23 protein-coding genes are annotated in these 21782 nt (G+C 38.4%); 21 read left to right on the top strand and 2 right to left on the bottom strand.

What is annotated here, in order from left to right:
- The first annotated feature begins 50 nt into the window (after positions 1-50).
- The 6 genes from QUE72_RS12825 to QUE72_RS12800 all read left to right on the top strand — a co-directional run bounded on the left by QUE72_RS12825 (position 51) and on the right by QUE72_RS12800 (position 4842).
- Positions 51-1277 carry a lipoprotein-releasing ABC transporter permease subunit gene (locus QUE72_RS12825; protein WP_286269403.1) on the top strand — a complete coding sequence of 409 codons (1227 nt, stop codon included), beginning with the start codon at positions 51-53 and terminating at the stop codon, positions 1275-1277.
- Positions 1270-1965 carry a lipoprotein-releasing ABC transporter ATP-binding protein LolD gene (gene lolD / locus QUE72_RS12820; protein WP_074495459.1) on the top strand — a complete coding sequence of 232 codons (696 nt, stop codon included), beginning with the start codon at positions 1270-1272 and terminating at the stop codon, positions 1963-1965. Before QUE72_RS12825 ends, lolD begins: the two co-directional genes overlap by 8 nt.
- Entirely contained in the window at positions 1958-3214 is a 1257-nt protein-coding gene (lolE, locus tag QUE72_RS12815; RefSeq protein WP_074495461.1) for a lipoprotein-releasing ABC transporter permease subunit LolE, read from the top strand. Before lolD ends, lolE begins: the two co-directional genes overlap by 8 nt.
- 84 nt (positions 3215-3298) lie before the next feature.
- Positions 3299-3796, top strand: coding sequence for a DUF2878 domain-containing protein (locus QUE72_RS12810; protein ID WP_286269402.1), 498 nt, complete (start codon positions 3299-3301; stop codon positions 3794-3796).
- A complete protein-coding gene (locus QUE72_RS12805; protein ID WP_286269400.1) occupies positions 3786-4307 on the top strand; it encodes a chalcone isomerase family protein in 522 nt (173 codons plus the stop codon). Before QUE72_RS12810 ends, QUE72_RS12805 begins: the two co-directional genes overlap by 11 nt.
- Positions 4300-4842, top strand: coding sequence for a DUF3833 domain-containing protein (locus tag QUE72_RS12800; RefSeq protein WP_286269398.1), 543 nt, complete (start codon positions 4300-4302; stop codon positions 4840-4842). Before QUE72_RS12805 ends, QUE72_RS12800 begins: the two co-directional genes overlap by 8 nt.
- Here QUE72_RS12800 and QUE72_RS12795 read toward each other — a convergent pair.
- The gene (locus tag QUE72_RS12795) at positions 4832-5734 is read right to left on the bottom strand and encodes a TIGR01777 family oxidoreductase (protein ID WP_286269397.1); all 903 of its coding nucleotides are present in this window, start codon (positions 5732-5734) and stop codon (positions 4832-4834) included. The genes QUE72_RS12800 and QUE72_RS12795 overlap by 11 nt on opposite strands.
- A gap of 284 nt (positions 5735-6018) precedes the next feature.
- Here QUE72_RS12795 and QUE72_RS12790 point away from each other — a divergent pair, with 284 nt between their 5' ends.
- From QUE72_RS12790 to QUE72_RS12745, 10 genes are all read left to right on the top strand, one after another.
- Entirely contained in the window at positions 6019-6579 is a 561-nt protein-coding gene (locus tag QUE72_RS12790; protein WP_286269395.1) for an LON peptidase substrate-binding domain-containing protein, read from the top strand.
- Between the two features lie 72 nt (positions 6580-6651).
- On the top strand, positions 6652-7278 hold the full coding sequence (locus QUE72_RS12785) for a sigma-70 family RNA polymerase sigma factor (RefSeq protein ID WP_286269394.1): 627 nt from the start codon (positions 6652-6654) through the stop codon (positions 7276-7278).
- Positions 7271-7951, top strand: a complete 681-nt coding sequence (locus QUE72_RS12780; protein WP_286269392.1) for a ChrR family anti-sigma-E factor — start codon at positions 7271-7273, stop codon at positions 7949-7951. Before QUE72_RS12785 ends, QUE72_RS12780 begins: the two co-directional genes overlap by 8 nt.
- An 11-nt stretch (positions 7952-7962) precedes the next feature.
- Positions 7963-8922: a YbgA family protein gene (locus QUE72_RS12775; protein WP_286269390.1), complete on the top strand. Its 960-nt coding sequence runs from the start codon at positions 7963-7965 to the stop codon at positions 8920-8922.
- Between the two features lie 83 nt (positions 8923-9005).
- Positions 9006-10406, top strand: coding sequence for a deoxyribodipyrimidine photo-lyase (gene phrB / locus QUE72_RS12770; RefSeq protein ID WP_286269389.1), 1401 nt, complete (start codon positions 9006-9008; stop codon positions 10404-10406).
- A 34-nt stretch (positions 10407-10440) separates the two neighbouring features.
- Positions 10441-10917, top strand: coding sequence for a nuclear transport factor 2 family protein (locus QUE72_RS12765; protein WP_254849495.1), 477 nt, complete (start codon positions 10441-10443; stop codon positions 10915-10917).
- Positions 10914-11630, top strand: a complete 717-nt coding sequence (locus QUE72_RS12760; RefSeq protein WP_286269388.1) for an SDR family NAD(P)-dependent oxidoreductase — start codon at positions 10914-10916, stop codon at positions 11628-11630. The genes QUE72_RS12765 and QUE72_RS12760 overlap by 4 nt, the downstream gene beginning before the upstream one ends.
- 14 nt (positions 11631-11644) lie before the next feature.
- On the top strand, positions 11645-12913 hold the full coding sequence (locus tag QUE72_RS12755; protein ID WP_286269385.1) for an NAD(P)/FAD-dependent oxidoreductase: 1269 nt from the start codon (positions 11645-11647) through the stop codon (positions 12911-12913).
- The gene (locus tag QUE72_RS12750) at positions 12910-13686 is read left to right on the top strand and encodes a DUF1365 domain-containing protein (protein ID WP_286269383.1); all 777 of its coding nucleotides are present in this window, start codon (positions 12910-12912) and stop codon (positions 13684-13686) included. Before QUE72_RS12755 ends, QUE72_RS12750 begins: the two co-directional genes overlap by 4 nt.
- Before the next feature lie 15 nt (positions 13687-13701).
- Complete coding sequence (locus QUE72_RS12745) at positions 13702-14934, top strand: SAM-dependent methyltransferase (protein WP_286269381.1); 1233 nt, start codon at positions 13702-13704, stop codon at positions 14932-14934.
- Positions 14935-14975: 41 nt separating this feature from the next.
- On the opposite strand, the gene QUE72_RS12740 is transcribed toward QUE72_RS12745, so the two are convergent.
- Complete coding sequence (locus tag QUE72_RS12740) at positions 14976-15485, bottom strand: DUF2062 domain-containing protein (protein ID WP_286269379.1); 510 nt, start codon at positions 15483-15485, stop codon at positions 14976-14978.
- A 37-nt stretch (positions 15486-15522) separates the two neighbouring features.
- Between QUE72_RS12740 and QUE72_RS12735 the strand changes: the two genes are divergently transcribed.
- The 5 genes from QUE72_RS12735 to kdsB all read left to right on the top strand — a co-directional run bounded on the left by QUE72_RS12735 (position 15523) and on the right by kdsB (position 21779).
- Positions 15523-17859: a DNA internalization-related competence protein ComEC/Rec2 gene (locus QUE72_RS12735; RefSeq protein ID WP_286269377.1), complete on the top strand. Its 2337-nt coding sequence runs from the start codon at positions 15523-15525 to the stop codon at positions 17857-17859.
- Between the two features lie 117 nt (positions 17860-17976).
- Positions 17977-19755, top strand: coding sequence for a lipid A export permease/ATP-binding protein MsbA (msbA, locus tag QUE72_RS12730; RefSeq protein WP_407704922.1), 1779 nt, complete (start codon positions 17977-17979; stop codon positions 19753-19755).
- Between the two features lie 9 nt (positions 19756-19764).
- Complete coding sequence (gene lpxK / locus QUE72_RS12725) at positions 19765-20805, top strand: tetraacyldisaccharide 4'-kinase (RefSeq protein ID WP_286269375.1); 1041 nt, start codon at positions 19765-19767, stop codon at positions 20803-20805.
- A gap of 4 nt (positions 20806-20809) precedes the next feature.
- Positions 20810-20995, top strand: a complete 186-nt coding sequence (locus tag QUE72_RS12720) for a Trm112 family protein (protein WP_074495494.1) — start codon at positions 20810-20812, stop codon at positions 20993-20995.
- A gap of 13 nt (positions 20996-21008) precedes the next feature.
- The gene (kdsB, locus tag QUE72_RS12715) at positions 21009-21779 is read left to right on the top strand and encodes a 3-deoxy-manno-octulosonate cytidylyltransferase (protein WP_286269372.1); all 771 of its coding nucleotides are present in this window, start codon (positions 21009-21011) and stop codon (positions 21777-21779) included.
- Positions 21780-21782: the final 3 nt, after the last annotated feature.

Here is a 21782-nt window from a genome sequence, read left to right as displayed (position 1 = left end):
TTATGTTATGCTTGGCTAATTCAAATAGCTTAATTTAGCATAGAAAAATAATGTTTCAGCCGGTTAGTTTCTTTATCGGACTTCGTTATAGCAGAAGTCGCCAGCGTTCAGGCTTTGTTTCCTTTATTACTTTTTTCTCTATTGTGGGTATTTTACTGGGCGTTAGCGCGCTCATTACGGTAGTTTCTGTAATGAATGGTTTTGAAGGGGAATTAAAAAAACGTATTTTAGGTATTGTGCCGCATGTGTTGGTCAGTGAAAATAATCAGCCGATGAATAATTGGCGCGATTTACACGCGAAACTTTCCACACTTGAACACGTCACTCATGTCACTCCAATTATTGAAACAGAAGCGTTAGTGTTATCCAATAAAACGCTGCGTGGCGTGCTGTTACAAGGTATTGAACCTAATGAAGAAAGAAATAATATTGTTTTCAATCATATGGTTGCAGGGCAGTTAAGTTATCTAACCAATCAAAAGTACTCCGTTATTCTTGGCCAATCATTAGCACAAAAGTTATCTGTTTCAATGGGGGATACCATTCGTGTTGTGGTACCCGAAAAAACCTTATTCACCCCCATGGGACGCATTCCAGTACAACGCACGTTTACCATTAGTGGTATTTTTAATATGCGCTCACAAGTAGATGATTGGGTTATTTATATTCATCGTCGAGATGCTAGTAAGTTACTGCGCTATCCTGCAGATTCCATTAGCCATTTACGTTTATACTTAGATGACGCTTTTGCTGCTGATTCTCTGGTTGAAGCTAACCAAAACGACTTTTCAAACTACCAATTTAGTACATGGCGTTCAACGCAGGGTACGTTATTTTCGGCTGTTAGTATGGAAAAAAACATGATGTGGCTAATGCTAAGTTTAATTATAGCTGTTGCTGCCTTCAATATTGTTTCTGCGTTAGTGATGATTGTAATTGATAAGCAAGGAGAAATTGCTATTTTACAAACCTTTGGTATGGATAGAAGCGGTATTATCAAGATTTTTATGGCGCAAGGGCTTATTAATGGTGTTTGGGGCGTTATGTTGGGTACCATTTTCGGGGTGATATTAACGTTAAATTTAAATAACCTGATAACGTATTTTAATATTAATATGTTTGGTAGTGGTTTCTCGCAGTCTCTACCTATTAACATGCAGTTGAGTGATATTTTTATGATTTCTTTCACGGCATTAGCGATGAGTTTCATTGCAACGCTATACCCTGCCTATCGTGCATCACTTACCCAACCTGCGGAGGTACTTCGTAATGAGTAATGGTTTGATTTGTAAACAACTTACTAAAGTTTACCAACAAGGAACAATGGAAACTTCTGTATTACAGGGGGTTGATCTTACTGTTGCATCTGGTGAGTTATTAGCGATAGTAGGTAGCTCTGGCAGTGGCAAGAGTACGCTTTTGCATTTGGCCGGTGGGTTAGATAGCCCTAGTTCAGGACAAGTATTTATCAATGGCACTGACATTCATACATTAAGCGAGAAAAAGAAAGCAAAGTTTAGAAATCAACATATTGGTTTTATTTATCAGTTTCACCACCTAATGATGGAGTTTTCCGCGTTAGAAAATGTGGCAATGCCATTGTTGATCCGAGGCCTACAGGAAAATGAAGCTGAGAAGTTAGCCTCTGAAATGTTAGCGCAAGTAGGATTGTCTCATCGTTTAGCACATCGTCCTTCAGAATTATCGGGTGGAGAAAGACAACGGGTTGCGATTGCTCGGGCTTTAGTGACAAAGCCGGCATTAGTGTTGGCCGATGAACCAACGGGTAATTTAGACTTCGATACTGCTGAGCAAATTTATCAACTGTTGAAAACGCTCAATCGCACATTAAATACCAGCTTCATTATTGTTACACATGATTTAACCTTGGCAGCAAAAATGGATAGACAAATTAAATTAGATCATGGTGTGCTTGTTAATGTAGAAGAGCTAGTCGATGGCTAAATCACTCAGTTATTTTTTAGCAAGACGCTATATCAGCCAGAAAAAAAATAGTGGTTTTGCCTCTTTTATTTCTGCGTCATCAACCATTGGAATAGCGCTTGGCGTTGCCATCTTAATTTTGGTGTTAAGTGCTATGAATGGGTTTGAAAGGGCATTAGCGCAACATTTATTATCTGTGGTTCCCCATGCAGAACTTGTTAGCGTCAATGAACCGATAAATCATTGGCAACAGCAAGTAAATAATGCCAATCAACAACCAAATGTTGTGGCTGCAGCTCCGTTAATAAAAGTACAAGGAATGTTGCAACATAAAGATAAGTTAAAGGGCGTAGAGTTAAGTGGCGTTGATGTACAACTGGAACAGCAAGTCTCGGCAATTTCACATCATATGGTCGATGGTGATTGGCAACATTTATTAAAAGAAAACAGCATTATTATTGGACAAGCCACTGCTGATAAATTAGGTGTGAAAGTCGGTGAGCAGTTACAAATTCTATTGCCGCCTATGCGTCAAGAAGTGCAAGTAAAACGTCAATTTAATGCGATGAGCAAACGCAATGCTACTGTCGTTGGAATATTTAAGTTTGGTGGTGAGATAGATGCACAACAAGCGTATATTTCGCTATCTCAAGGTCAGGATATTATGCACTATGAGTCTCATCAGGTGCAGAGTATTCGCTTAACGGTTGAGCAAGTATTCGATGCGGCGAAAGTTGCAAAGCAAGTTGCTTATAAAACAGATGCTTATGTGTATATTTATGATTGGACCTATTCTCAAGGGCATTTATATAACGATATTCAACTTGTCAGAATGGTGATGTTTATTGTCTTAGTGCTTGTGATTGCGGTAGCAAGTTTTAATATTGTTTCAACTTTGATTATGGCCGTAAACGATAAAAAAAGTGATATCGCAATTTTAAAAACCATGGGCGCGCGTTCTCAAACCATTATGATGACATTTATACTACAGGGCTTAAGGAATGGACTTGTTGGTACCTTCATTGGTGGTATTGTCGGCACAGTACTCGCGCTAAATTTAACTGACATTGCGCGAATTTTAGAATCTTTTTTTGGCGCTAAGTTATTATCAGGCGATGTATACTTTGTCGATTATTTACCGACAGAAGTGAATAGTGCTGACATCTATCTAACTGTTTGCACGGCGTTGTTGCTAACGTTAGTGGCTACTGTTTACCCCGCATGGCGAGCAACGAAAATTGATCCTGCCCAAGTGTTGGGCCAAGTATAAGTTCGTCAATGGATCTGCTTCTAAGGTGATCTTTATCCTTTATTAAGACGTAACGGTAATTAATATCACCAATTTTTTACCGTTATGTTGATCCACTTTATCTTGTTTAATTTACTATGGTTGGCGTTAGTCATTTACGGCAATGCTGCAATAATCTTAGCTTTACTTTGGTTGGGTGCTTTTGCATGGAACAAGAAACTGACGAGGCATGAATTTTATTTAGCTGCTGTTATCACCTTTCTCGGGATTAGTATAGATAACATTTTAACTGTCTTAGGCATCTTTAGATTCCCTAACGAAACATTTATTCCTTATTGGCTAATAGTACTTTGGGCATGCTTTAGTTGTCTTTTATTGCGAGCGCCACAACAACTCAAAACGACTCGTTGGTTACAGGTAACGCTACCCATGTTCTTTGCGCCCTTAAGCTATTTTGTCGGCTTTCAGTTATCAGCCGTCAAGTTTGCTTGGGGTGTACTACCGACGATGTTATTGCTGTCTGTTATTTGGCCATTATTTATCATGTTAGCGTTCTCGTTAGAAAACTATTTGCTTCACAAGGAGCGTCACCGTGTCAGCTAAATCTATCGTATTTCTATGCTTATTAATGATGAGTACGGCACAAGCTAATCTATTGGCTATCAACAAGATTAAATCAGAATTAACACAAGTTGGTAAGGCGACCTTCTCATTCATGTTTTGGGATATTTATGAAAGTAAACTTTATACACAAAACGGGAGTTACAGCACAACTTCAAACCAACCTTTATTGCTGGACATTCATTATTTGAAAGATATTACACGGGATGATTTACTCGAAAATACCGTAGAGCAATGGCAATACTTAGGTTTTACAAAGGAGCAGTATGGTAAGTATCTTGATACTTTGCGTGTTCTTTGGCCAAACATTGAGAAGGGTGATTCCTTAGCTTTGCTTTATGCCAATAATCAAAGTCATTTTTATTTTAATGGTGAATTACTTGGCACAATAGAAGATACAAAATTTGCAGAGGTATTTCTTGCAATATGGCTTTCTGAAAAAACAAGTCAGCCAGCACTTCGCAAACGTCTAATAGGAGAAATCAATGAATAATGTATTAACGTCTTTAGTCATTGCCACTTGTTTAATCGGTTGCAGCAGTGATGTGAGTGATTATCGAAATACCTCACCTAAATTAGACATTAAAAGCTATTTTTCGGGCAAGCTCGTGGGTTGGGGCATGATTAATAAGTACGACAATAAAGTATCACGTCGATTCTGCGTTGAAATTATTGGCACTTGGCTGGGTAATAAAGGTGAACTTGATGAAACGTTTTATTTTTTAGATGGTGAAGTGTCTAAGCGTGTTTGGCAACTTAACCTTGAAGCTAATGGTAAATATAATGGCCAAGCCCATGATGTAATAGGCACTGCTAAAGGGCAACAAGTTGGTATGGCGTTTAATTGGCAATATGAGCTCGATGTTGAGATTGATAATGATGTGATCCGGTTCTCAATGGATGACTGGATGTATCAATTAGATGACAATCGCGTGATGAATAAAACTGCCATGAATAAATACGGAATAACGGTTGCAGATATAACGTTATTTTTCGATAAGTCTGTTCAACAGTGCTCTAATCGCTAAGTAAATCCAGTAACGCGCTGTTTAGTTGCGAATACTCAAATTGAAACCCATTGGCCAATAATTTCTTGGGCACAACGTTTTGACCGTAAATAAATAAATCTGACATTTCACCAAAAATAAGCTTCAACACAAAACTAGGAGTTGTAAATATGCATGGGCGAGATAGTTGTTTTGCTAGTGTTTCACTAAATACTTGATTAGTGACGGCATTCGGTGCTGTCATATTTACTGCACCGTTAATAGCTTTTTGCTCCATTAAATAGATAATTGCGTTAACCATATCGTCAATATGTATCCAGCTCATGACTTGTTCGCCGCTGGCAAACTTTCCACCTAAACCAAGCTTAAATGGTAGTAACATTTTGTTAAGAGCACCCGCAGTTGTAGAAAGAACAATGCCTGTTCTTAATAGACATACACGCGTAGACGATGATTGTGCCTTTAACGCAATGTCTTCCCACTGCTTGCAGATCTCATGTGAAAACTCTGGATAGTATTGCGTAAAGGTTTCATCTATTTGATAATTTCCTTGCCTGCCATAAATGCCTACGGCACTGCCAGACAGTAATGTGTGAGGTGGTGTTTCACTTTGTTGGATGAGTTCAACAATTTTACCGGTCAAATCCCATCTGCTATGACAAATCTTTTGTTTTTGGCTCGTTGTCCATCGTTTATCAGCAATGGGTTCTCCTGCAAGGTTAATAACAATATCTGTTTGATCGATTAGCGTTTGATTAAGGCTAGTTATAAGATTAATTGCGCTACCTAAGCGAGCAGTGGCGTTATCAGGTGAGCGAGTTAACACTGAGATCTGATTGTCTTGATCAGATAATAATTGCTTTATCAGGACTTGTCCTATCAAGCCTGTTCCACCTGTCATTAATATTCGCACTGTTTATCACCCATGAACTAAATGACTTAATTAATACGTGTATTTTCTAAGTGTAGATCACTTAAAAACTTTTATATTTTTTAACGATAATAATTTGATCCAATTCAAAAACTTGCCGTAGTACTTTGCGACCTATGTGAGAGAAGGAATTGACAAGTGAATTATATTTTCACTGAGTATTTATAAAATATGCATGTTAATTTTTCTTTAATTTAGGTACTTTTTTGTGATCAAAACCTAAGGTAGTTACGTAATAACTACAAAGACATCAATAAAAGATATTAATGAAGTTACCAATATTTCCACTGCCTGTATTTCTGCTACCACAAGGAATTACACGGTTACGCATTTTTGAACAACGCTATTTAAAGATGGTGAAATTGGCAATCAAAGAGCATGGCTTTGCCATTTTGTCGACGGTTAGTGGCGAGCATAAAGGTGTGGAAAATTGGGCGAGCTGGGTTGATATTATTAATTTTGATCAAGATAAACATGGCGTGTTAACGATTGATGTTAAATGTAAGTCTATCGTTTCAGTCGCGGAACTTTCAGAAGATAAAGACAAATTAAAGTACGCCGATATTGTTCCTCAAAATCATTGGCCTGAAGAACGTTATGATGACGTAACAAACAGGTTGTCACAATCATTGTTAAAAATATTTGAAGAAAATAACTTACTGAGTGATCTCTATCAATCTGGTTTTAATGACAATGCTAATTGGATAATGTCGCGTTGGGTAGAGTTGCTACCGATAACACTTGAGGAAAAAATGATATTTGCTCAACAAAATTCTTATCCAATGGCGAAGCAATTTATTGCAAATATTGTCTTAGTAGAAAAATAAATTCACGTTGAGTGATCCAGTCACTTAATTGCTGCGTATTGGCTATTATATATATTCTTGGAAGTATTAAAGATGGTTACAGGGCAAATAAGCTTGTCAGTTACAGCTTCAAGTGTTAAACCTAAAGCTATGAACGATTCAACTGAACATCAACAGTTAAGTCAATGGCTTACATCTGTTGCAAATCATCGAGACAAAGCGGCATTTAGCGAACTGTTTAAGTTTTTTGCACCTAAAATTTTGCGTATCGCTAAAAACAAAATTGGTAGTGAAGCGCAAGCAAGTGAAATAGTGCAAGAGACCATGTCTAATATTTGGCGTAAAGCTCACTTATTTGACGCCCAAAAAGGAGCACCCACGACGTGGGTATATACGGTAATGCGAAATGTTACTTTTGACATGCTGAGAAAAGTTAAAAGTAACCGTGAAGATACCTTAAGCGATGACATTTGGCCATTAGCTGAACAGTCAGCATCAGAAGATGAACCGTTTGAAGATCATCTCGCACAAAATAACATATTGTCTGTTATCGAAACACTTCCTGAAAATCAGCAGCAAGTGATTAAAGGCTTTTACTTTATGGAGATGTCGCAAGAGCAACTTGCCAATCACCTTGGTTTACCTTTAGGCACAATAAAATCACGATTACGCCTAGCCTTAGCGAAACTAAAGGCGCAGTTAGGAGAACACCATGATTAAGCATCATCCTACCTTTGAAATGTTAACTGCCTATGTGGCAGGAGAGTTACCGGCATCTCTGGCTGCTGGTATTAGCATTCACGCGGATAAATGCGAGAAATGTAAAAAACAGATTAGCCTATTAACTGAGCAATTGGCGGAAGTGAGTTTTGATCATGATCAGGATTTATTAAACATTGATCAATTAAACAATCAAAACGTTATATCAGTTGATTTTGAGCAAATGATCAACAATATTTGTGAAGATGACAGAATAACAATAGCTAAACCCGTTGAAGCAAAAACGATAACGTTACGCGACACGACATATGAACTACCCAGAGCTATACAAAATATGGAAATAACCAATACCGCTAGTATTGGTAAGCTTTCACGGGCCAGAGTAATGTTGGATGAAGGTGAAATTCATACAAGTTTAGTACATATAGAACCAGGAGGTGGTGTGCCCATGCATACGCATAATGGTTTTGAACTTACCGTACTGGTTGAAGGTAGCTTTTCCGATGAAATGGGCGAATATTTTCCTGGCGACTTTATAATGCTTGATGGCCAACATGTGCATAACCCTGTGTCGGCTCAAGGCTGTTTGTGTTACACGGTAGCGAATGCGCCGCAAAAATTTACCCAAGGGATTAATAAATTACTAAACCCTATTGGTAGCTTTATTTATTAACAGGTGAAATCATGCATAGTTCATTTGATAAAAAAGACATTACAGTTGGAATAAGTGCTTGTATTGCTGGCGAAAAAGTTCGTTTTGATGCGAGTAATAAGCCATCAAACTTTTGTATGAAAGAGTTGGCTCAACATGTCACGTTTAAAACCTTTTGCCCTGAAGTTGCTATTGGCTTACCTGTACCACGGCCTACGATCAGGTTAATTCAAAAAGATAATGTCATCAAAGTGGCAAGACCTGATGGTAGTGGTGATGTAACGGAAGCTTTATCGGAATACGGAAAAAAAATCGCTAAATTTTCTGATAGTTTTAGTGGCTTTATTTTTTGTGCTAAAAGTCCAAGTTGCGGTATGGAACGGGTAAAAATTTACTCACCTGAAGGAAATGCGCTTCCTGCTACTGGGGTTGGGGCTTTTGCCGAGCAGATTATGGCAGCTAACCCATTGTTGCCGTGTGAAGAAAATGGTCGTTTAAACGATCCGATATTAAAGGAAAACTTTGTTGCCAGAGTTTTTGCTTATAAGCATTGGCAGTCATTGGTTGAATCAGGGTTAACAAAGCACAAGCTTACAACGTTTCATAGTGAATATAAATATACAGTGATGAGCCATGATCTTGTTGCCTATAAAAAGCTAGGTCAATTACTTGCTGGTAATGAATTGTCTATTGAAGAACTTGCTCATCAATATATCACGGGCTTGATGGCAGCACTTAAAATTAAAGCAACGCGTAAGAACCATGCAAATACCTTGTCTCATATTCAAGGTTATTTTTCAAAACACCTTTCGCCAGAACAAAGGCAAGAACTTTGTCAACAAATTGAAGCGTTTCGCACTGGCTTAGTTCCATTATTTGTGCCTTTGACCTTAATAAAACATTATTTATTGTCACACCCCAAGTCGTATCTGGCTAAGCAGACTTATTTAAACCCGTACCCAGAAAGTTTAAAGCTACGCTACGGCTATTAATTTAACCTATATCGATGAAGACTACATGGTCTTTGTCGATATTCATTTCTTTGATTAACATACATTTTGGCATATGAGACGTTATGCAAATACTTTGGTTTAGAAACGACTTACGCGTGCATGATAATCCAGCTTTGCACCATTTTTTAATGCATTATCAATCCGGTGATCGGGCTATTTATTTGTTAACGCCAGCTCAATGGCACCAACATCACTGGTCGCGTATTAAAATTGATTTGATTAAACGACACGTAGCGTTAGTGAGTAAACAGTTAAATGAACTAGGTGTGCAATTAGAGGTATATCACGTTGATGACTTTGAACAACAAGTTGAGTTTATTATCAATGAAAATGAACAAGGCTCTGCAATTCATTTTATTGCAAATGAAGAACTTGAAGTCAACGAAAGGCAACGAGATGAAAAATTAAAAAGTAAGGGGGTAACATTAACGTTATTTGAAGCAGACGTTATTGTTAGTAAAGGGAAAGTACTTAATCAAGCCGGTGAGATGTTTAAAGTATTTACGCCTTTTAAACGTGCTTGGTTACGTCATGTAAAAAATGATGGTGTTGAATATTTGGGCAAACCAGGCAAACGAACAACTGCCATTGAAATTAATGATGAACCAGTCAACCATGCAAATAACGACGTTTTACAGGGTGACAACTCGTCGTCGCAATGGCCATTAATTGATGAAGTTGAAGCGCATACTATTCCTGCCTTTTTTGCTAACAAACATGACCAATATCATGAATTTCGAGATATACCTTCCATCAAAGGCACATCAGGTCTATCACCCTATTTAGCTATCGGCGCGTTAAGCCCAAGGTATTTACTACAATTAATTTTGAACAAACATCCAGATTTATTAACTGCGCATGATAGTCCTGCGTTTTCATGGCTTAATGAACTCATTTGGCGCGACTTCTATCGTCATCTGTTGCATCATTTTCCTAAACTGTGTCGGCATAAAATGTTTAATGATAAATATGCAAACATTACTTGGCCGTATGATAAAGCGAAATTTGATGCGTGGTGTTTAGGACAAACGGGTTACCCCATTGTTGATGCTGCGATGCGTCAACTCAATCAAACTGGCTGGATGCATAATCGCTTGAGAATGGTCGTTGCGAGTTTTCTCACTAAACATTTATTAATTGATTGGCGACTAGGTGAACAATACTTTATGTCAAAATTAATTGATGGTGATCTTGCTGCAAATAATGGTGGCTGGCAATGGGCAGCGAGCACAGGGTGTGATGCGCAGCCGTACTTTAGAATTTTTAATCCGATCCGACAAGGGGAAAGATTTGATCCTAAAGGTGAGTTTGTACGTAAGTATTTACCAGAGCTTGATAAAGTGCCTGACAAGCATGTTCACTTTCCGCATAGTTATATGAAGTCTCATTCTGATATAGCTTATTGGCCGGCAATTGTTGATCATAAAGCGGCGAGAGAACAAGCGCTAGCATTTTATCGATAAACGAATTTTATAGAGCAGCATTTGGGGACTCATTTTGCGACGACATATTGAGCAAGTATCTGAACATGGTATAGAACAGAGACCAGCGTGGTTGGTAAACTTCTGTGATACCTATCAATCTCTTTCTGCGGATAGTTCTTTTGAAGAGCTAGCACTAATCTATCACCATGATGTTGCTTTTATTGACCCTATGCACGAAATAAATGGCTTGGTTAATTTGACAAAATACTTTAGCGAACTCTACGAAAACGTAGCATATTGCCAATTTAAGATTACCCAATCTTTCTATCAACATCAGCATGCCGCTGTGTACTGGTCGATGACTTATCAACATACAAAGCTAAATAGCGGCAAGCCGATTGTCGTTGAAGGGCATTCCTACTTAGAAGCAAAGGGAGGGAAAGTTATTTACCATCGAGATTATCTCGATTTAGGTCAAATGCTGTACCAACATGTTCCTATTCTAGGACGAATTATTTCTTGGCTAAAAGCGCGGATAAAAACAGTATGACCATTGACAAAAATGTACTAATTACCGGTGCTACTTCAGGTATCGGAGCAGCGCTATTTGCTCTTTTCAGTAAACACGGTCACACCTTGTATCCATGTGGTCGCAATGAAGAAAAGCTTCGAGAGCTTAAAGAACATTCTACTAGGTGTCAGCCTTTATCGTTTGACATTAATGAAATCGAGCAAGTGAACCTAGCGGCGAGTCAGGTAGATGCAATCGATATACTGATATTAAATGCGGGCGATTGTGCTTATATTGATGATGCTATGGCATTTGATGCCGCTAATTTTGCGCGCATTATCAATACCAATTTAACGTCATTAGGTAATGTGTTAGCTGCGTTTTTGCCAAAAATGAACAAGGGTGGACAAGTGGTATTTGTCAGTTCAGCGGCAACATTATTACCGTTTCCTAAAGCTGAAGCCTATGGCGCATCAAAAGCAGGAATAAATTATTTGGCAAACAGTTTGAGAATTGATCTTGAAAAATACCAAATCGGTGTAAGTTTAGTGCATCCAGGCTTTGTTGAAACCCCCTTAACCAATAGAAATACCTTTGACATGCCTTTTATACTTTCAGCTTCAGAAGCTGCTCAACGCATCTATAAAGGTGTTATGAAGAAAAAACAATACATACATTTTCCCAGAAGATTAACATGGCTATTAAAAGTACTTGCTTTTATGCCTCAATTTTTAAGACATCGTTTGATGTAAATAGGTAATGACTAATGAAGCGTATAGCAGTTATTGGCGCAGGCATATCAGGTTTAACCGCAGCACATTTATTGTCTAAAAAACATAATGTTAGTGTATTTGAAAGCAATAGCAATATTGGTGGGCATACGGCAACTGTTGATGTAACTGTCGAGGGAAGATCATATGCAATCGATACCGGTTTTATTGTTTTTAATAATAAAACCTACCCAAATTTTTTAGCTTTACTCGCAAGCCTTGGCGTTGATAAACAAGCCACTGAAATGAGCTTTTCAGTACATAATTGTCAAACAGGGCTAGAATATAATGGCCATACATTAGCAACACTTTTTGCGCAGAAGCGAAATATATTGAACCCCAAGTTTTGGCGTTTAATATTCGATATATTGCGTTTTAATAAACTCTGTAAAGCTGTCTTTCAGCAACAAGATATCTCTGAACATGAAACCTTAGGCAGCTTCTTGCAACAAAATGACTTTAATCAATATTTTGCAGAGCACTATATTTTACCCATGGGGGCGGCGATTTGGTCGAGCTCATTAGCACAAATGGAACAGTTTCAACTGCGTTTTTTCATTCAATTTTTCTATAACCATGGTTTATTAAATGTGACAGATAGACCTCAGTGGTATGTAATTCCCAAAGGTTCTAGAAATTACCTCGCGCCTTTAATCGCACCCTTTAAAGATAGTATTACTGTAGATGCAAAAATATGTTCAGTGCAACGACATGACGATGGCGTAACCTTGGTTTTTGACGATAAATCTGAACAGATATTTGACGACGTAGTGTTTGCTTGCCATTCAGATCAGGCTCTTGCGTTACTAGATTTACCAACACCGGCAGAAAGCGAAATACTATCAGCAATGCCTTATGCGGCCAATTCAGTGGTGTTGCATACTGATGAAACATTGTTACCAGTGCGCAAGAAGGCTTGGGCAAGTTGGAATTATCAATTAAGTGATAACCGAACAAAACCTGCAAGCGTTACCTATAACATGAATATATTGCAGGGATTAGACACTGAACATACATTTTGCGTGACGCTTAATCAAAAAGCAGCAATCGCCCCAGAAAAAATACTCAGAGAATTTACGTATCATCACCCAGTGTTTTCTGTGCAATCGTTGGAAGCACAGCAACGACGTAGCGAAGTATGTGGTGTTGGCAACACGCATTTTTGTGGAGCCTATTGGTATAATGGCTTTCATGAAGATGGCGTAAGAAGTGCGCTTGATGTTGCTGCTAGGTTTGATTGCTTTTTATCAGAAGACAGCGAATGAAAACGCACACGTTTACCCCGTTAAACTCCTATGTTTATGTTGGAAGTATTCAGCACAGAAGGTTTACGCCAAAGCGGCATCAATTTTCTTATCGCTTGTATATGCTTGCACTTAATGTAGATAAGCTTGAGCAAGCGTTTTCAGCCTCACGTTTATTCGGTAAAAAGTGGTGGCAGCCAATAAGATTTGTTGAAAAAGATTACCTAGCAGGTGAACCAGGATCTCTTAAGGTACGTATTATAGATAAAGTGAGGGCACTGGGTGGTACGTCTACTATCTCGCAAGTTGTGATGCTCGTTCAAGCAAGAAGCTTTGGCATTTACTTTAGTCCAGCAAATTTTTATTTTTGTTACGACGATTATGGGCAATGCCGCTATATGTTAGCGGAAGTGAGTAATACACCATGGAATGAACGCCATTATTACTTGGTTGACTTAAAAGGTAAAAAGATCAACGAAAAAGCATTTCATGTCTCGCCCTTTATGGATTTAGACATGCACTATTTATGGCAAGTTAAGCCCCCAGAACATATGGACGATAATTTGTTGATCCATATAGAAAACAGAAAAATGAATCAAGGTGATAAGTTAAAAGTATTTGATGCCCATTTAAGGTTGAAGAAACAACCCTTAGCAGCAAAAACATTAATGAAAACCTGGTGTCAATTGCCAGCGATGTCTTTGTCAATTGTAACGGGCATTTATTGGCAAGCATTAAAGTTATTTTTAAAAAAAATACCGTTTGTTTCTTATCAGCAGAAAAAAAGATTATAGCAGTAGGAGCTTAGTGTGGAGCAACTTGTAGAAAGTAAGGTTAAAGAGCCAGCAGAAACTTGGATAAACAAACGTTGTCGTGATCTAGTGTTTTCAGTATTAGACAAAATTCAGTTCGGCTGTGTTGAAGTTATTCAAGATTCTTCTACCTATAGGTTTCCAGAGAATCGAACCAATTCTGAAAGTATTACTGGCACCATTGTTGTTCATGATACATCGACTTATCGTGACTTCGTTCGTGGTGGTAGCATAGGTGCTGCAGAAGCTTTTATTGATGGAAAATGGAGCTCACCAAACCTCACAAAAGTGATACAAATTTTTGCTCGTGCACAGCAACTTACCGATGAACTTGAGAAAAATGCTTCTTGGCTTGGTAAGTTAAAAAATGCGATTTATCACCGTTTTAATCGAAACAGTCAACAAGGCTCAAAACGCAACATTCTTGCACACTACGATTTGGGTAACGAACTCTACTCACGCTTTTTAGATCCAGAAATGGTTTATTCCGCCGCTATTTATCCATCCGAAAAGGCAAGCTTAGCGGAAGCACAAAAACACAAATTAGATACTATTTGTCAACGACTGTCATTGCACGAAACTGACCACTTGTTAGAAATAGGTACAGGGTGGGGCGGATTAGCCGTTCATGCGGCAATGCATTATGGCTGTAAAGTCACCACAACAACTATCTCTGATGCACAACACGCATACGCGACAGAAAAGATAAAGGCATTAGGTTTAGAAGGTCGTATTACTTTATTGAAAGAAGATTACCGTATGCTAACCGGTGAATACGATAAACTCGTGTCGATAGAAATGATAGAAGCCGTTGGCTATGATTACCTACCGAGCTTTTTCCAACAATGTCACGCTCGGTTGAAACCGGGTGGTAAATTGCTGATACAGTCGATAACTATTGCTGATCAGCGTTTTGATTACTATCGAAATAACGTTGATTTTATTCAACGATATATTTTTCCAGGTGGTTTTTTACCTTCAATTAATGAGCTAACAAAGCAACTGACCAAGCATACGTCGTTGGTGATGGAAGAGTTGCATGATATAGGGTTACATTATGCAAAAACGTTAGCAGATTGGCGTAAAGCTTTTTTAAAGGCTTGGCCAGAACTATCCACCTTAGGTTATGACGAAGAATTCAAACGCTTATGGCTGTATTATTTTGCTTATTGTGAAGGCGCGTTTATTGAGCGCTCAACAAGTACCGTGCATTTGATTGCAAGAAAATAACTACGGCTCCCAAAAGCGGTTATTGTTAACCGCTTTATCAATCACCTTTTCATGCGCTTTTTCCACGCTTTATTCACGGAATAACGCCAAAGGCCGTGAATACCAAAATAGCCAATTAAAGAAAATAATATCGCTAGTACTGCGCAGCCGAGTAAAAATGACGGGCCTATGGTTGAAACACTGTCAACAACCCATTGCCAGCTTGGAACAAACGCAAAAGCTTGCTCTTGTTTGCCTAAAATCCACGTACCTACCACATAACAAAAATAAAAAATTGCCGGCATGGTGACAGGGTTGGTGATCCACACTAACGCGATAGATAGCGGTAAATTTGCATGTACTATAATAGCTAAGCCTGCTGCTAACACCATTTGAAAAGGAATAGGAATAAAAGCGCAAAATAGGCCTACAGCAAACGCTTTAGCGACAGAACGACGATTTAGATGCCATAGATTACCGTTGTGAAGTAAATCGCCAAAGATCTGCAAATGCTTATTTGCTTTGATTTTTTGATGATCTGGCAGCAGCTTTTTAATCGTTTTCTTAGGCATGGACGTCTAATTTATCAAGTTAAGGATTTCAATCACGATGGATCGTTGGTTATCGTCATTTCTCATAGGGGCGCTATTGTCACTTTTTTTGCCAATAGTGCCAAGTTTATTTTATGTGCTCTTGTTTACGCTTTTAAGTCTAATTGTTGGTATTTTTTTGACAAATAAAAGCCTAGCTTGGTTTTGTTTGGGAATTGCATGGTTACTTTATCATGGCGCCCAGTATGAAGACATATGGCAGAATAATAATATTTCAACTGAGTTATTACATAAATCGTCTTATACAGTAATTGGTGAGGTGCTTAGTATTCCTCAAATCAAGAAAAAAACTCAACGCTTTAATTTTTCAATAACACAGTTTTCTGGGCAAGTGCTTAATCAGCCGATTAATGTAAGGCTTAGCTGGAAAAGTCATAAAAATGGGTTGAAACAAGGGCAAAAGTGGCTATTAAAAATAAAAATAAAACCCGCCCACGGCCTTGCTAATGAAGGCGGTTTTCATTACCAAACCTGGTTAAGACAACATAATATTCATGCAACAGGGTATGTAATTAAAGGGGTAGAGTCGAGTACATCGAAAGTTAGTGTCAGACAACGTCTTTATGAACATTATCAAAGTTTGTTACCAACACATCAAAACAATGCTTTATTACTAGCATTAACCTTTGGTTTAAAACATCAAATATCAGAGGCACAGTGGCAGGTGCTCAATGCAACAGCTGCACAGCATTTAATTGCGATTTCAGGGTTGCATTTAGGGGTTGTTGCCATGTTGAGTTACGGGTTTAGTAAGTTAATACTGCGTTTACTATCATTAATAGTTCTCAGTTCTTCGCGAATTTCGAAAACATTAACGGTTAGTTCACAAGTGCTGTTTATTACGTTATTGACTCTTATTTTTGTAACATCTTACGCCTACATAGCTGGTTTTTCACAACCCACAATTCGTGCGGCAATTATGCTGATTATTTTGTGGTGTGCAAAACTATTAGCGACAAAATTTACCGCGACAAGGTTAATTCTGTTAACGATGTTTATGGTCGTTTTGTTTTCTCCTTTTAGTCTTTTATCTGCGAGCTTTTGGTTATCCATTTCAGCAGTGAGCACCATTTTGTTATTTATTTGGCGTTATAAAAAGCATGTTAAATCTGATCATAATTCGATTTTTACTCGGTATTTTCACGTGGTACTGTATGCCTTGTGCTTTCAAGGCTTTTTAATTTTTACACTTTTGCCTTTAACGTCTTCTATGCAGTATCAAGTGTCGTTAGTTGCTATCTTTGCCAACATCATAGCGGTGCCATGGGTGAGTTTAGTGTGTGTACCGCTCACATTACTTTCTGTAATTGCCAGTGTTATCAATGAAACTAGCGCAACTGTATTAATCTCGTTAGCACAATTAAGTTTAACCGTGTTGTGGCAGTGGCTTGATGGCGTTGCAAAGCTGTCATGGGTAAGCGTATCAATAGATCATACAACATGGTTAACATTGTCAGTGTTGGTGGTTGTGAGCGTAATACTACTATTGGTTACTTTTCAAAAACGGATATTTATCTACTCGGTGTGTGGCGTTTCGTTGATGTTAACCGGTTTTGCATATGTAAATAATAAGCCAAGCAGAAACTCGGTTTGGCTTGTCGATATACTTGATGTTGGTCAGGGCTTATCTGTGGTAATTCGCACAAATGAGCAAACGATTGTTTATGATACTGGCGCAACTTATCCAAGTGGTTTTTCGATGGCTAAGTCAGTGATTAAGCCTTATTTAAATTATGAAGGGATTTCTATTATTGATTTGTTAATCATCAGTCATGATGATAATGATCATGCTAGCGGTCAAGCATTCCTTGAAACGCACCTTCAAGTAAACGAATTAATGTTTAATCATAAAAAGCAATATACCTCATGCTTAATAGGTGAAATTAAAAAAATTGGCCGGTTAACTTTTGAAGTATTACACCCTACAGAACGTCAAGCTGATCATAATGATGACTCCTGTGTCGTGAGAATATCTGATGATAAGTTTAGTGTGTTATTGACAGGGGACATTTCAAAAAAAGTTGAGCAAGCATTAGTTGATAATTATAGAGAAAAATTAAACTCAGATGTATTAGTTGCACCACATCATGGGTCAAAAACGTCTTCTTCACAGTCTTTTATTCAAGCAGTGTCACCAAAGCAGGTTGTTTTTAGCGCTGGCTTTTTAAATCGCTGGAATATGCCTCATCAAGATGTTGTTCGTCGTTATCATCAATTTAACATTAAAACATATACTACTGCCACACACGGGAGGGTGAGAGTAATTGTTTCGCCTGAGGACTATCAAATGCAAACTTACCGAGAAGCACATTGGCCATTCTGGTTTGCTAATTAGTATTCGGGCCTCCTTTGCAGATGAACTTTGTGATGTTAATGGTTAAATCAAAGCTTGGTTGGTGTTCTATAACAAGCTAGAATAGTTAGGATTGAATTTAATTGATAAGAGTAGTAAATGTCGACGTCGACAGAAAGCGAGCCGTTACAAAACGCCCCAGAAGATAACCAAGATAAAACTTGGCAAAACTTTAAACGGTTAATGGGGCACACGAAACAGTATAAAACCGCAGGTATTTTTTCAATTATTTGCATGCTTGGCTATGCCAGTATAGATGTGTACTTTCTTTCAAAACTTCCGGCATTAATAGATGAAGGCCTATCGGGGAAGAACTCTGAGTTTATGAAGTGGGCACCTTTGTTTGTTATTGTGTGTTTTATTATTCGTGGTATTTGCCATTTTCTCAGTAACTACTGCTTAGCGTGGGTAGGTAATAATGTTGTCGCCGATTTACGTCAATCTATGTTTAGTCACATAATGGCGATGCCGGTAACCTTTCATGACAAAACCTCAACCGGCACCTTAATTTCCAAGCTGACATTCGATACTGAACAAGTGTTGCAGGCTACCAGTAAATCGTTATTAACGATTGTACAACAAGGTGGGCTTGTTATTGGTTTATTGGTGTTAATGTTTTGGCAAAGCTGGCAGTTGTCAGCAATATTTTTGGTGATCACGCCAATCATCGCGTTTATTGTTACATACGTTTCAAAGCGTTTTCGTACGGTGAGCAAAAATATTCAAGACTCCATGGGCGAAGTTACGCGTACTGCTGAGCAAACCTTTAATGGCCATAAAGTAGTATTAACCTTCGATGGCAAACATCGAGAAGATGAACGTTTTGCAGAGATAAATAAAAATAACCGCCAACAACGTATGAAAATGGTAGCAACTAAATCAGCAAGTGTACCGTTAATTCAAATTATTGCTTCCTTTGCGTTAGCGTTTGTTCTATACGTTGCCACTCTAGATGGTGTGGTCGATAACATTTCTCCCGGTGTTTTCATGGGGGTGGTTACCTACATGACAATGTTACTTAGACCTTTAAAATTATTGACTAATGTAAATAGCGAATTTCAAAAGGGAATGGCAGCCAGTAACAGTATTTTTGGCTTATTAGATGAAGCACTTGAACAAGACACAGGAACAATCCCATTAAAACGTGCTACTGGAGAACTTCGTTTTGATCACGTAAATTTTTTATACCCAGGAGACGATAAGCTCGCGTTAACTGACGTTAACTTTCACGTTAATGCAGGAGAAACAGTAGCGCTTGTTGGTCGTTCTGGCAGTGGAAAATCAACAGCCAGTTCTTTGTTATTACGTTTTTATCAAGCTACACAAGGACAAGTGTTGCTAGATGGACATAATGTGATTGATTATCAGCTGAATGACCTTCGAAAACAATTTTCATATGTTTCACAGCAGGTGGTATTATTCAATGATAGCCTAGCCAATAATATTGCTTATGGTCGTCCAGAAGCGAGCGAAGCAGAAATTATTGAAGCTGCCCGTAAAGCACATGTTCTCGAGTTTGCTGAACAATTACCAGAAGGTTTACATACAAACATTGGTGATAACGGCGCACTTTTATCCGGTGGTCAACGCCAACGTGTCGCTATCGCGCGTGCATTACTCTGTGATTCACCCATTTTAGTGCTTGATGAAGCAACCAGTGCGCTCGACACTGAATCGGAGCGCCATATTCAAGATGCGTTAAATGCGTTACAAGAAAATCGAACGTCTATCGTTATTGCTCATCGTTTATCTACCATTGAAAATGCTGATAAAATTATTGTTATGGAACAAGGTAAGATTGTCGAGCAAGGTGACCATAAAACATTACTTGCCGCCGATGGTGCTTATGCACAGTTACATAAGTTTCAATTTGGATAACCGTTAATCATGCGATTAATTGAAAAGGTATGGTTTCATCAACATCCAGCACGTTATTTATTGGTACCGATATTACTACCGATTTCAGCGTTATTTTGGTTGATTAGCAGTGTTAGGCGGTTAAGCTTTCGTTATGGTTTGTTAACGCAAACTAAGCCGAGTTTACCTGTGGTGGTCGTGGGTAATATTGGTGTAGGAGGCAATGGTAAAACTCCTGTGGTGCTATGGCTTGTTGAATGTTTGAAAGCACATAATATTAACGTAGGTGTTATTAGCCGCGGGTATGGCGCAAAGGCGCCTTATTATCCTTATGTTGTGAATGAACAAAGTGATGCGACTATGGTAGGCGATGAACCGATGATGATTTTTAATCGTCATCAAATACCTGTTGTCGTTGACAGTGATCGTAATGCAGCAATTGAACAGTTAAAAACGATGTCAGTAGAACTGGTGATTAGTGATGACGGTTTACAGCATTATAAAATGGCACGGGATCTTGAGCTTATCATTGTCGATGGCAAGCGGTTATTCGGTAATGGTTTATTATTACCTGCAGGGCCTTTACGAGAAACAACAAGACGCTTAAAAGCGGTTGATCATGTGATCGTTAATGGAAATTCAACACCATTAAGTTGCGGAAATACGCCACAACATGTGATGACATTAAAAGCAAAACACCTGATAAATGTTGCGACGAATGAAAAAGTCACGCTTGCTGATTTTCTTTTACGATCAGCTCGAGTAAACGCTTGTGCAGGCATTGGCTCGCCAGAGCGTTTTTTTACCCTGTTATCTACATTAGGTTTCTCGGTTATAAAACAAAAGTCTTTTAATGATCATCATGGCTTTCAACGAAGAGATTTCGGTGATTTTGAACAGAATATGCCTTTGTTAATGACTGAAAAAGATGCAGTTAAATGTCAATTATTTGCAGATAATAATTGGTGGTATTTACCGGTAGATGCGGAATTTAATGAGCTATCTGCTAAAACGTTAATAGAATCATTGCTCACTTTAGTCAGTAATGAACGAGAACAAAAAGAAGAGTAATAATATGGCTTTTGATATTAAATTGATGGAAATTCTTGCTTGTCCTGTTTGTAAAGGTAAGTTGCAGTATAAAAAAGATCAACAAGAGCTTTGGTGTAATTTTGACAAGCTTGCCTTCGGTATTGAAAAAGGCATACCTGTTCTGTTAGAAAGTGAAGCGCGCCGACTCAGTGAAGACGAACGTAATTAATACGGAGCTAAATATGTCATTTGTGGTAGTCATTCCAGCCCGTTTTGAATCGTCTCGTTTACCTGGCAAAGTATTAGCCGATATTCACGGTAAGCCAATGATTCAGTGGGTTGTTGAAAAAGCGGTAAAAAGTGGTGCAGAAAAAGTGATTGTCGCTACCGACAATCAGCAGGTTGCCAAGGTAGTTGAAGGCTTTGGTGGCGAAGTGTGCTTAACTCGAGCTGATCATCAATCAGGTACAGAAAGATTGGCTGAAGTAGTTGAGAAGTACCAATTTGAGCCAGAGCAAGTCGTTGTCAATGTGCAAGGAGATGAACCTTTCATCCCGCCAGAAAATATTGCACAAGTGGCAAGTAACCTTGCTAACCAACAAAAAGCAAAAATGGCGACACTGGCTGTACACATTACTGATGCTGAAGAAGCCTTTAATCCGAATGCAGTGAAAGTGCTAATGGATAAGCAAGGATATGCTTTATATTTTAGTCGAGCGACAATCCCATACGATAGAGAGCGCTTTTTAACCACCAAAGATACAACAACTGTCGGAGATTTTTATCTACGCCATATCGGTATTTACGCTTACCGTGCTAGTTTTATTAATGAATATATTCAATGGCCAACAAGTGAACTTGAACAAATTGAATCTTTAGAGCAATTACGCGTATTGTGGCAAGGTGAAAAAATTCATGTTGATGTTGCACAAAGCCGCTTGCTTGTAGAAGGTGTTGATACCCCAGAAGATTTAGCGAAGGCAAGGGCCTTTGCAGCACAAATAACAGTATAGTTC

The organism is Thalassotalea hakodatensis (genome assembly GCF_030295995.1).
Lineage (GTDB): Bacteria > Pseudomonadota > Gammaproteobacteria > Enterobacterales > Alteromonadaceae > Thalassotalea_C > Thalassotalea_C hakodatensis.
This window is presented reverse-complemented; position numbering and strand designations above follow the sequence as displayed.